General features: G+C 65.7%; 8 protein-coding genes. All 8 read left to right on the top strand.

The window, feature by feature from the left end; genetic code table 11:
* The first annotated feature begins 145 nt into the window (after positions 1-145).
* A complete protein-coding gene (locus OEJ37_RS15845) occupies positions 146-1,759 on the top strand; it encodes a sugar ABC transporter ATP-binding protein (protein WP_263344812.1) in 1,614 nt (537 codons plus the stop codon).
* Positions 1,756-2,775: an ABC transporter permease gene (locus OEJ37_RS15840; protein ID WP_152863816.1), complete on the top strand. Its 1,020-nt coding sequence runs from the start codon at positions 1,756-1,758 to the stop codon at positions 2,773-2,775. Before OEJ37_RS15845 ends, OEJ37_RS15840 begins: the two co-directional genes overlap by 4 nt.
* 34 nt (positions 2,776-2,809) lie before the next feature.
* A complete protein-coding gene (locus OEJ37_RS15835) occupies positions 2,810-3,841 on the top strand; it encodes a LacI family DNA-binding transcriptional regulator (protein WP_174418770.1) in 1,032 nt (343 codons plus the stop codon).
* Positions 3,838-4,767, top strand: coding sequence for a ribokinase (gene rbsK, locus OEJ37_RS15830; RefSeq protein ID WP_174418769.1), 930 nt, complete (start codon positions 3,838-3,840; stop codon positions 4,765-4,767). The genes OEJ37_RS15835 and rbsK overlap by 4 nt, the downstream gene beginning before the upstream one ends.
* Positions 4,768-5,059: 292 nt before the next feature.
* Positions 5,060-6,835: a methyl-accepting chemotaxis protein gene (locus tag OEJ37_RS15825; RefSeq protein WP_263344811.1), complete on the top strand. Its 1,776-nt coding sequence runs from the start codon at positions 5,060-5,062 to the stop codon at positions 6,833-6,835.
* Between the two features lie 553 nt (positions 6,836-7,388).
* Entirely contained in the window at positions 7,389-9,311 is a 1,923-nt protein-coding gene (locus tag OEJ37_RS15820; RefSeq protein ID WP_034184123.1) for a PrkA family serine protein kinase, read from the top strand.
* Positions 9,312-9,436: 125 nt separating this feature from the next.
* Entirely contained in the window at positions 9,437-10,705 is a 1,269-nt protein-coding gene (locus OEJ37_RS15815; RefSeq protein ID WP_034184124.1) for a YeaH/YhbH family protein, read from the top strand.
* Positions 10,702-12,381, top strand: coding sequence for a SpoVR family protein (locus OEJ37_RS15810; RefSeq protein ID WP_174418767.1), 1,680 nt, complete (start codon positions 10,702-10,704; stop codon positions 12,379-12,381). The genes OEJ37_RS15815 and OEJ37_RS15810 overlap by 4 nt, the downstream gene beginning before the upstream one ends.
* Positions 12,382-12,548 lie beyond the last annotated feature (167 nt).

Raw genomic sequence — 12,548 nt, 5'->3', positions numbered from 1 at the left:
CGCCGCGCCGGCGCGGCCGCCGTCCTCAAGAATCCGGCGCGGCGGCCGTTATCCGGTGTGAGCGCGATCACGGCCACTGCATGCACATGCACTTGTGAGCGTCACCCCCGCGCGCCGCGTGCGCGCGGCCGCAACCAGGATCGCGATGGAACCGACCTTCCAACCCTCCCGTTCAGCTAGCCCGGTGCTGTCCGTTTCCGGCATCGGCAAGACCTATGCCGAACCCGTGCTCGCCGATGTCACGCTGACGCTCGCGGCGGGACAGGCGCTCGCGCTGACGGGCGAGAACGGCGCCGGCAAGAGCACGCTGTCGAAGATCATCGGCGGGCTCGTCGAACCGACTACCGGCACGATGCAGCTCGGCGGCCAAGCATATGCGCCGGCGAGCCGCACGCAGGCCGAGGCGCTCGGCGTGCGCATGGTGATGCAGGAGCTGAACCTGCTGCCGACGCTGACTATTGCCGAAAACCTGTTCCTGAACCGTCTGCCGCGGCGCTTCGGGATCATCGATCGCGCGCGGCTGCGCGACGACGCGCGTGTCGCGATGGCGCAGGTCGGGCTCGACACTGTCGATCCCGATACGCCCGTCGGCGCGCTCGGCATCGGCCATCAGCAGATGGTCGAAATCGCGCGCAACCTGATCGGCGATTGCCGCGTGCTGATTCTCGACGAGCCGACCGCGATGCTGACCGCGCGCGAAGTCGCGCTGCTGTTCGAGCAGATCGACCGGCTGAAGGCGCGCGGTGTCGCGATCGTCTACATCTCGCATCGTCTCGAGGAGCTCGCGCGCGTCGCCGAGCGCGTCGCGGTGCTGCGCGACGGCCGGCTCGTGCATGCGGGCGACATGGCGGCGATGACGTCCGACGGGCTCGTCACGTTGATGGTCGGGCGCGAGATCGGCGAGCACATCGATCTCGGCGAGCGTCATATCGGCGCGCCGCGGCTCGTGGTGTCGGGCCTCACACGCGGGTCGGCCGTGCAGGACGTGTCGCTCGAGGTGCGCGCGGGCGAGATCTTCGGCATTTCGGGGCTGATCGGTGCGGGGCGCACCGAATTGTTGCGGCTGATCTACGGCGCCGATACGCCCGATGCCGGGATGATCGCGGTCGGCCAGCCGCTGAAACCGGCGCGGATCGGTTCGCCCGTCGATGCGGTGAGGCACGGCATCGCACTGATTACCGAGGATCGCAAGGGTGAAGGGCTGCTGCTGTCGCAGTCGGTCACCGCGAACGTGTCGCTCGGCCAGCTCGACCGGCTCGCGCGCGGCGGCATCGTCGACACCGCGCGCGAAACGGCGCTCGCCGAGCGGCAGATCGACGCGCTGCGAATCCGCACGCACGGCGCCGCGCAGGCGGTCGGCGAGCTGTCGGGCGGCAATCAGCAGAAAGTCGTGATCGGCCGCTGGCTCGCGCGCGACATGGGTGTGCTGCTGTTCGACGAGCCGACGCGCGGGATCGACGTCGGCGCCAAATTCGAGATCTACACTTTGATGGGCGCGCTCGCGCGCGAAGGCCGCGCGCTCGTCGTCGTGTCGAGCGATCTGCGCGAGCTGATGCTGATTTGCGACCGGATCGGCGTGATGTCGGCCGGGCGCATGACCGCCGTGTTCGAGCGCGGCAACTGGACCCAGGATGCGCTGCTGGCTGCGGCGTTCGCCGGCTTCGGCCGCGAAGCGACGCCGGGCGGCGCGCAGCATCCGGATGCGGGGCCGGCGCAGGGCGCCGCTCCCGGCACTTCGACGACAGGACGACAGCAATGACCCAGCCTCCCGTATCTCCGACCGATGCAGGCGCACAGCAGGACCTGACGGGGCGCCGCGCGCGTACGTTGTCCGGCACGCGGCTCGGCCTGTCGAACTATCTCGGGCTCGCCGGCGCGCTGGCCGCGATGATCGCGCTGTTTTCGGTGCTGAGCTCGCATTTCCTGACCTACGACACGTTCAGCACGATCGCGAACCAGATTCCCGATCTCGTCGTGATGTCGGTCGGGATGACCTTCGTGCTGATCATTGCCGGGATCGACCTGTCGGTCGGCTCGGTGCTCGCGCTCGCCGCGTCGATGGTCAGCGTCGCCGCGCTGAAATGGCAATGGGGGCCGCTGCCGGCCGCGCTGATCGGGATCGCGGTCGCGACCGCCACGGGCGCGTTGACGGGCGCGGTCACGGTCGGCTGGCGAATCCCGTCGTTCATCGTATCGCTCGGCGTGCTGGAGGCCGCGCGCGGCCTCGCGTACCAACTGACGAATTCACGCACGGCCTATATCGGCGACGCGTTCGATTTCCTGTCGAACCCGATCGCGCTCGGCATCTCGCCGGCGTTCCTGATTGCGGTCGCGGTGATGATCGCGGCCCAATTCGTGCTCACGCGCACCGTGTTCGGACGCTATCTCGTCGGGATCGGCACGAACGAGGAAGCCGTCCGACTTGCAGGGGTTAACCCGCGACCGTATAAAATTCTCGTATTCGCATTGATGGGCGCGCTCGCGGGGCTGGCATCGCTGTTCCAGATTTCGCGGCTCGAGGCGGCCGATCCGAACGCCGGCGCGGGCCTCGAACTGCAGGTGATCGCAGCTGTCGTGATCGGCGGCACGAGCCTGATGGGCGGGCGCGGCTCGGTGATCAGCACGTTCTTCGGCGTGTTGATCATCTCCGTGCTGGCCGCGGGGCTGGCGCAGGTCGGCGCGAACGAGCCGACGAAACGGATCATCACCGGCGCGGTGATCGTGGTGGCGGTCGTGCTCGATACGTATCGCAGCCGGCGCGCGCGCGCGCGATAGAAAGACAGACAGAACAGACCAGAGAGAACGGGAAATGGCGACGATCAAGGATGTGGCGGCCATGGCGGGCGTGTCGTTTACGACCGTCTCGCACGTGGTGAACAATTCGCGGCCGGTGTCCGCGGATGTGCGTGCGAAGGTCGAGGGCGCAATCCGCGAGCTGAACTACGTGCCGTCGGCCGTGGCGCGCTCGCTGAAGGCGCGGTCGACGGCGACCATCGGCCTCGTCGTGCCGAATAGCACGAATCCGTACTTCGCGGAGCTTGCACGCGGCATCGAGGATCAGTGCGCGGCCAACGGCTATTGCGTGTTCTTCTGCAATTCGGACGACGATCCCGTGAAGCAGCGCAACTACCTGCGCGTGCTGCAGGAAAAGCGCATCGACGGGTTGATCGTCGCGTCGGCGGGCGAGGATGCGGTGCTGGCGCAGACGCTCGCGGACACGCATGCGCCGCTTGTCGTCGTCGACCGCAACATCGAGGGGCTCGCGGCCGATCTCGTCCAGATCGACCACGAGCGCGGCGCGTACCTGGCGACGCGCCACCTGCTCGAACTCGGGCACGCGAAGATCGGCTGCATCACCGGGCCGACCGACACGGCCGTCAGCGCGATGCGCGTGCATGGCTTCATCCGCGCGATGGCCGAGCGCGGGGTCGACATCGTGCCGGGTGCGATCGCGGAAAGCGATTTCTCGTGCCTCGGCGGTTATCACGCGGCGTCGCGGCTGTTCGAATCGGTGCGGCCGAGCGCGATCTTCGCGGGCAACGACCTGATGGGCGTCGGCGCACTGCGCGCGGCGGCCGAGCGCGGAATGCGCGTGCCCGACGACTGCTCGATCATCGGTTTCGACGACATCGAATTTTCCCGCTACACGTATCCGGCGCTGTCGACGGTCGGCCAATCGGTGCGCGCGCTCGGCGAAATGGCCGCGCAGACGCTGATCGAGCGGATCGGCGGCGGCTCGACGGCCGTGCCGAGCCGCCGTCGCGTAGTGTCGCCGCGCCTCGTGCTGCGCGAATCGACGGCGGTCTACCGCGAGCCGGCTGCATCCGGCGGTCGCGCATGACGGCGCCCGCTGTGGGCGCCGGCCGCGTGACGGTGGTCGGCAGCCTGAACATGGATCTCGTCGTGCGTGCGCCACGGCTGCCGCTGCCGGGCGAAACGCTCGCCGGGCACGCGTTCGCGCAGGCGGCGGGCGGCAAGGGCGGCAACCAGGCCGTCGCCGCCGCTCGGCTCGGCGCACAGGTCGCGATGATCGGCTGCGTCGGCGCGGATGCGCACGGCACCGCGCTGCGCGCGGGCCTCGAAGCCGAGGGCATCGACTGCACGGGGCTCGCGACGAGTGCGTCGGCGTCGACCGGGGTCGCGCTGATCGTCGTCGACGATGCGAGCCAGAACGCCATCGTGATCGTCGCGGGCGGCAACGGCGAGGTCACGACCGATACGATCGCGCGGCACGAAGCCGCGCTGGCGTCGGCCGACGTGCTGATCTGCCAGCTTGAGACACCGCCCGACGCGGTGTTCGCGGCGCTGTCGGCCGGGCGGCGGCTCGGCCGCACGGTGGTGCTCAATCCGGCCCCGGCCGTCGCGCCGCTGCCGGACGGCTGGCTGCCGCTGGTCGATTACCTGATCCCGAACGAGGTCGAGGCGGCCGCGCTGACCGCGCTGCCGGTGCGCGATCCGGCCGATGCCGAAGCCGCCGCGCGTGCGCTGCAAGCCGGCGGCGCGCGCAACGTGCTGGTGACGCTCGGTGCGCGCGGCGTGCTCGCGCTGACGGCCGACGGCATCGCGCGGCATTATCCGGCGCCGGCCGTGCAGGCCGTCGACACGACGGCGGCCGGCGATACCTTCATCGGCGGTTTTTCCGCGCGGATCGCGGCCGGCGCGGACGTCGACACGGCCATCCGCTTCGCGCAACGCGCGGCGGCGCTGTCGGTCACGCGAGCGGGCGCGCAGCCGTCGATTCCGACGCTCGCGGAACTGGCCGAATAGGGCCCGATTCCGGATCCCCGATTGCGCATCACGGCCGGCCCGTCGCACGAGACGGCCGGCCGTGCCTCCTGCCACTGGCCGGCGCCCCGCAGGCCTGGTCCTCTCCTGTTTGTCGAACCCACCGGATTTCGCGTCAATTGTTTAGTCATCTGTAATAATCTGACAAATAATTCGAAAAAATGACTTGAAAACCATCAAGTTGTGCGGCGTGCGGTCGTAAATGCACCAAGTGAAGCAATGCTTCGAGCCAACGGGCCCGGCCCGTTCATGACGACGCAACACAGGAAGGATAATGGTCTTCAGGAATCTGACGATTCGTGCGCGCATCGGTTTGACGATGGCGTTTCTGGCGGTGCTGCTGGGCGTAACCGGCGTGCTCGGGCTGTACGGGATGACGCGTGCGAACGATTCGACGGGCGAGATTTTCACGAACCAGATGCCGAGCGCGGTCGACGTGGCGGTCGCGGAAATGTTCGCCGCGCGCGAGCGCCTCGCGCTCGACCGCGCGGCGCTGCTGTCCGGCACGCCCGACTCGGCGGCGGCCATCGAGCGCAGCCGCGGGATGCGCGTGCAGTCCGACGCGTGGTGGCAGAAGTATCTCGCGCTGCCGCGCGACGCGGAGGAGGATCGCCTGGCGCAGGATGTCGCCGCAAAGCGGCAGGCGCTGCAACGCAATTGCGACGAGTTCGCGAGCATCGTCGGGTCCGACCAGCGCGATCGCATCGGCGACGGCGCGAAGCAGCTCCAGGCACGCTACAACGACCTCGCGGTGGCGAGCGAGGCACTTCGCAACTTCCAGTTCACCGCTGCGAAGGTGGGCTTCGATCACGCGCAATCGGTGTTCGACACACTGCGCGTGCTGTCGATCGTCGCGCTCGCGGCCGGCATCGGCGCCGCGCTGCTGTCGTGGCTGACGCTGAGCCGCGCGATCGGTCGCCCGATCGCGGACGCGCTCGCGCATTTCGACGCGATCTCCGCAGGCGACCTGCGCCGGCCGATCGTCGTGCACCGGCGCGACGAGATGGGCCAGCTTCTCGACGGTCTCGCGAAGATGCAGCGGGGGCTCGTCGACACGGTTCGCACCGTGCGCGGCGGCAGCGAGTCGATCGCAACGGCGGCCCGCCAGATCGCGGCCGGCAACATCGACCTGTCGTCGCGCACCGAGGAACAGGCCGCTGCGCTGCAGGAAACCGCGTCGAGCATGGAACAGCTGACCGGCACCGTGAAACAGAACGCGGACAATGCACGCCAGGCAAGTGCGCTGGCCGCGAATGCGTCGGAGATTGCAAACAAGGGCAATACGGTGGTCGGCCAGGTGGTCGGCACGATGGGCGAGATCAACGACAGCTCGGCCAAGATCGCGGACATTATCGCGATCATCGAGGGAATCGCGTTCCAGACCAACATTCTTGCGCTGAATGCGGCCGTCGAGGCCGCCCGCGCGGGCGAAGAGGGCCGCGGCTTCGCGGTCGTCGCGGGCGAGGTGCGCAGCCTCGCACAACGTTCGTCGGCCGCGGCCAAGGAGATCAAGGCGCTGATCGACGCGTCGGTGGAGCGCATCCGGTCGGGTTCCACGCTGGTCGACGAAGCCGGGCGCACGATGAGCGACGTGATCGGTGCGGTGCAGCGCGTGACGGACATCATGGGCGAAATCGCCGCGGCGTCGGAGGAGCAGAGCGGCGGGATCGACCAGGTGGCGCGCGCGGTTGCGCAGATGGACGAGGTCACGCAGCAGAATGCGGCGCTCGTCGAGGAGGCCGCGGCCGCTGCGCAGTCGCTCGATGAGCAGGCCGCGCGCCTGCGTGAAACGGCGTCGGTGTTCCAGCTCGACGACGAAGGCGCCCGCCCGGGCGCCGTTGCGCCGGGCGCGGCGCGTCAAGCGTCGCGCGCACCCGCGGCTGCGGTTGCCGTGCCCGCGCAACAGGCTGCCGCACGCGACGATCGCGATGCACCGCCGAAGCGCATGGCTGCGGCGATGCCGGCACGCAAGCCCGCAACAGCATCTGCAACGCCGGCAGCGGCACCGGTCGCTGCCGCTGCCGGCGCCGACGACTGGGAGACCTTCTGATTCGCGCGCGCCGCGCATCTATCCCCATTTGGTGACGAACGACGCCCGCGACCTGCGGGCGTCGTTGTTTCGGCGGCAGACAAAATGTGACAGCGTGCATGAACGGTCGTGCATCGTCGCATGCATCGCGCGACCCGCACCGACGGATGCGCGCAATACGCGCAACGGTGCGCGTCGTGTTCCCGCATCCGTCGTACGGGTATCTCCGTAAGGGGCACGGCAAGAAAATTTGTAACGGTGCGCGCGGCGTGTCGTCGTAAACGACGGCTCGAACGTATAGGGATGAAGGGGGGCGCGACGACGTCGGACGTGTCCAACGCACAAGACGTTCCGTTGTTCGACGAGACGCGATGGATGCAGTTTCTGCGGCGCGGGAGGTCGATTGTAAAACGACGAAATGCGTTGTCCAACCGGTGTTGTCGAGAATGACGAACTTCATACGAAGAGTTCGTGAAAAAAAATTAGAATGGGTTTAGGATGAATTCGAACGCGCTTGCTTCTGCGCAGTCGTACGAAGGCAGGCACGTCTTCAGACTCAGGCGAGGGAGGTAGCATGGATATTTACAGCAGCTTCGCGAACCGCTTCGAAAAAATGCGAGAGGAAGAGCTCTCGCTGGAGGAGTATCTCGCGCTCTGCAAGAACGATCCATCCGCGTACGCGACGGCTGGTGAACGCATGCTGGCAGCAATCGGGGAACCTGAACACATCGATACCCGCAACGAGCCGCGCCTGTCGCGGATCTTCGCGAACAAGGTCATCAAGGTCTATCCCGCATTCCGTGAGTTCTACGGAATGGAGGAAGTGATCGAGCAGGTGGTCGCGTATTTCCGCCACGCCGCGCAAGGGCTCGAAGAGAAGAAGCAGATCCTCTACCTGCTCGGTCCGGTGGGCGGCGGCAAGTCGTCGATCGCCGAGCGTCTGAAGCAACTGATGGAGCGCGTGCCGTTCTATGCGCTGAAGGGCTCGCCCGTCAACGAATCGCCGCTCGGGCTGTTCGACTACGACGAAGACGGCCCGATCCTTGAGGAACAGTACGGCATTCCGCGCCGCTACCTGAAGAGCATCCTGAGTCCGTGGGCCGTCAAGCGCCTGCACGAATACAACGGCGACATCCGCCAGTTCCGCGTCGTGCGTCGTTATCCGTCGATCCTGCGGCAGATCGGCATTGCGAAGACGGAGCCGGGTGACGAGAACAACCAGGACATCTCGTCGCTGGTCGGCAAGGTCGACATCCGCAAGCTCGAGCAGTATGCGCAGGACGACGCCGACGCATACAGCTACTCGGGCGGCCTGTGCCTCGCGAACCAGGGCCTGCTCGAGTTCGTCGAAATGTTCAAGGCGCCGATCAAGGTGCTGCACCCGCTGCTGACCGCCACGCAGGAAGGCAACTTCAAGGGCACCGAGGGCTTCGGCGCGATTCCGTTCGACGGGATCATCCTCGCGCACTCGAACGAATCGGAGTGGAAGGCGTTCCGCAACAACCGCAACAACGAGGCACTGCTCGACCGGATCTTCGTCGTGAAGGTGCCGTACTGCCTGCGCGTGTCGGAAGAAACCAAGATCTACGAGAAGCTGATCCGCAACTCGTCGCTCGCCGAGGCCGTATGCGCGCCGGGCACGCTGAAGATGATGTCGCAGTTCTCGGTGCTGTCGCGCCTGCACGAGCCGGAGAATTCGAGCCTGTTCTCGAAGATGCAGGTGTACGACGGCGAAAACCTGAAGGACACCGATCCGAAGGCGAAGTCGTACCAGGAATATCGCGACTACGCGGGCGTCGACGAAGGGATGACTGGCGTGTCTACACGCTTCGCGTTCAAGATCCTGTCGCGCGTGTTCAACTTCGATTCGAGCGAGGTCGCGGCCAACCCCGTGCACCTGATGTACGTGCTCGAACAGCAGATCGAACGCGAGCAGTTCCCGCCGGAAACCGAGCAGAAGTACCTGTCCTTCGTGAAGGACGTGCTCGCGTCGCGCTACGCGGATTTCATCGGCAAGGAGATCCAGACCGCCTACCTCGAGTCGTATTCGGAGTACGGCCAGAACATCTTCGACCGCTATGTCACGTATGCCGACTTCTGGATCCAGGACCAGGAATTCCGCGATCACGACACGGGCGAGAGCTTCGATCGCGCCGCGCTGAACGCGGAGCTGGAGAAGATCGAGAAGCCGGCCGGCATCAGCAATCCGAAGGATTACCGCAACGAGATCGTGAACTTCGTGTTGCGTGCGCGGGCGGCGAATGCCGGCAAGAATCCCGTGTGGACGAGCTACGAGAAGTTGCGCGTCGTGATCGAGAAGAAGATGTTCTCGAACACCGAGGAACTGTTGCCGGTGATTTCGTTCAACGCAAAGGGGTCGGCGGAAGAGCAGCGCAAGCATGAGGACTTTGTAAACCGGATGGTCGCGAAGGGCTATACGCCGAAGCAGGTGAGGCTGCTTTGCGACTGGTACCTGCGCGTGCGCAAGTCGTCATGACGCGCGCGGTACCGAGCCCGTGCGGCGAGTCCGCACGGGCGCTTTCAGGGACGCCGCCCGCATGACGGGAGACGGCATGTGCGGCGAGCGTCCCGGCATATCGACTTTCGAGCGGGAGACCGGCAGTGCTTCATCAAATCATCGACCGCAGGCTGGCCGGCAAGAACAAGAGCATCGCCAACCGCGAACGCTTTCTGCGTCGCGTCAAGAACTACATTCGTCGTGCCGTGTCCGACGCGGTGCGCGACCGTAGCATCAAGGATATCCAGAGCACGCAGAGCATCACGATTCCGCGCAAGGACATCGCGGAGCCGAATTTCCGGCACGGGCCGGGCGGGCGTCGTGAATACGTGCATCCCGGCAACGAGGACTACGTGCGCGGCGACAAGATCCCGCGTCCGCAGGGCGGTTCGGGCGGCGGCGGCAGTCAGGCGAGCAACGAGGGCGAAGGGCAGGACGACTTCGTGTTCGAGCTGTCGCGCGACGAGTTCATGCAGTATTTCTTCGACGATCTCGAACTGCCGCGCCTCGTGAAGACGCACCTGCTGACGGTGCCGAGCTGGAAGAACGTGCGCGCGGGCTGGTCGGCGGAAGGCACGCCGAACAACATCGACGTCGTGCGCTCGCTGCGCAGCGCGCTCGGCCGGCGCATCGCGCTCGGCTCGCCGCTCGTCAACGAGTTGCGCGAACTCGAGGCCCAGCTCGAGGCGATGAAGAGCGATCCGGAAGACCGCCGCGCGGAAATCGCGACGCTCGAGGCCGAGATCCATCACCTGAAGGGGCGCATCTGGCGGATTCCGTTCATCGATCCGTTCGACCTGCGCTACATCAACCGCGTGAAGCAGCCGCAGCCGTCGAGCCAGGCCGTGATGTTCTGCCTGATGGACGTGTCGGGCTCGATGGACGAGCAGCGCAAGGATCTCGCGAAGCGCTTCTTCATCCTGCTTTACCTGTTCCTCAAGCGCAACTACGAGCGCATCGAGGTCGTGTTCATCCGTCACCATACGCGCGCCGAGGAAGTCGACGAGGATACCTTCTTCCATTCGACCGAGAGCGGCGGCACGGTCGTGTCGAGCGCGCTCGAACTGATGCGCAAGGTGCAGAACGAGCGCTACTCGCCGACCGAATGGAACATCTACGGCGCTCAGGCGTCCGACGGCGACAACTGGACCGACGATTCGCCCAAGTGTCGCAAAATCCTGGAAGAGGATATCCTCACGAAGACGCGTTACTTCGCGTATATCCAGGTCGCGCCGGAAGAGCAGAATTTGTGGCTGGAATACGCGCAACTGGCACTGTCGCAACCGCATCTCGCGATGAAAAAAGTGGAATCGGCTGCCGACATTTACCCGGTGTTTCGCGAATTGTTCGAAAAGCAGGTGGAAACGTCATGACGACCCGCCATCTGCACAACGAGTCGCGCGGCTACGAGCCGCGCCCCTCCGGCGACGACACGGCCGGCCCTGCCGCATCGCAGCAACGCGCGCAGGCCGAACCGCCGCCGCCGGCCGCCGACTTGCCCGGTTCCGGGCAAAAGGAAGCGCGTATGAACGTTGCCGAACGCAAGCCGCTGCCGTGCCCGTCCGACTGGACGTTCGAACTGCTCGAGGAATACGACACGCACATCTCGCAGGTCGCCGAACAATACGAGCTCGACATCTACCCGATCCAGCTCGAACTGATCAGCGCCGAACAGATGATGGACGCGTATGCGTCGGTCGGGATGCCCGTCAACTACCGCCACTGGTCGTTCGGCAAGCACTTCCTTTCCACCGAGAAGAGCTACCGCCGAGGCCAGATGGGCCTCGCGTACGAAATCGTCATCAATTCGAATCCGTGCATCGCGTATCTGATGGAAGAGAACACGATGACGATGCAGGCGCTCGTCATCGCGCACGCGGCGTACGGGCACAACTCGTTCTTCAAGGGCAACTACCTGTTCCGGCTGTGGACCGACGCGCACGCGATCATCGACTATCTCGTGTACGCGAAGAACTACGTCGCGGAATGCGAGGAGCGCTACGGGCTCGATCGCGTCGAGGAACTGCTCGATTCGTGCCATGCGCTGATGAACTACGGCGTCGACCGCTACAAGCGGCCGCAGAAGCCGTCGCTGTCGAAGGAAGCGGCGCTGCGGCGCGAGCGGGAAGCGTACCTGCAGTCGCAGGTGAACGAACTGTGGCGCACGCTGCCGGGCAAGAAACCCGAGCTGATGGAGGAGCAGGAAGACCGCTATCCGCCCGAGCCGCAGGAGAACCTGCTGTATTTCGCGGAGAAGAACGCGCCGCTGCTGGAGCCGTGGGAGCGGGAAGTGATCCGCATCGTGCGCAAGATCGGCCAGTATTTCTACCCGCAGCGGCAGACGCAGGTGATGAACGAAGGCTGGGCGACGTTCTGGCACTACACGCTGCTGAACACGCTGTACAACCAGGGCAAGCTGGAAGACAGCTTCATGATGGAGTTCCTGCATTCGCACAGCAACGTGGTCTACCAGCCGCCCGTCACGAAGCCGTACTACAGCGGGATCAACCCGTATGCGCTCGGTTTCTCGATGATGAGCGACATCCGGCGGATCTGCGAAGCGCCGACGGAGGAGGACTACAAGTGGTTTCCGGAGATCGCGGGCACCCCGTGGCTGCCGGCGATGCATTACGCGATGCGCAACTTCAAGGATGAAAGCTTCATCGCACAGTACCTGTCGCCGAACCTGATCCGCGAGATGCGGCTCTTCTCGGTGCTCGACGACGACATGCGCGATTCGCTCGAGGTGTCGGCGATCCACGACGATTCCGGCTACCAGTACGTGCGGCAGGCGTTGTCGCGGCAGTACGACATCCATCACCGCGAACCGAACATCCAGGTTTGGGCGGTGAACACGCGCGGCGACCGCAGCCTCACGCTGCGCCACTTCATGACCGACAACCGCCACCTGTCGAACGACAGCGACGAGGTGCTCAAGCACATGGCGCGGCTCTGGCAGTTCGACGTGTACCTGGAAAGCGTCGACGAGGCCGGCACCGTGCGCAAGCGCTACGAGTGCCGCTACGTGCCGCCGGAGGTGCGCGTGTGAGCGTCGCTTTCGAATAGTTTGCATCGGACGCCAGCCTGCGGGCTGGCGTTTTCATATGACGAACGCGCGGCGGGAGAAAAATCTTCTACATCCGGACGAACCCGGAAAGCCTGTTACTTTACATTTCGCTAAAATCCCGTAGCGTCGTGCCGCCGGAACCGGTGCCA

Origin of the sequence: Burkholderia sp. BKH01, from assembly GCF_025685725.1 — a bacterium.
GTDB classification, from domain to species: domain Bacteria; phylum Pseudomonadota; class Gammaproteobacteria; order Burkholderiales; family Burkholderiaceae; genus Burkholderia; species Burkholderia pyrrocinia_C.
The sequence above is the reverse complement of the archived record's forward strand: the minus strand, read 5'-3'. Positions and strand labels throughout refer to the sequence as shown.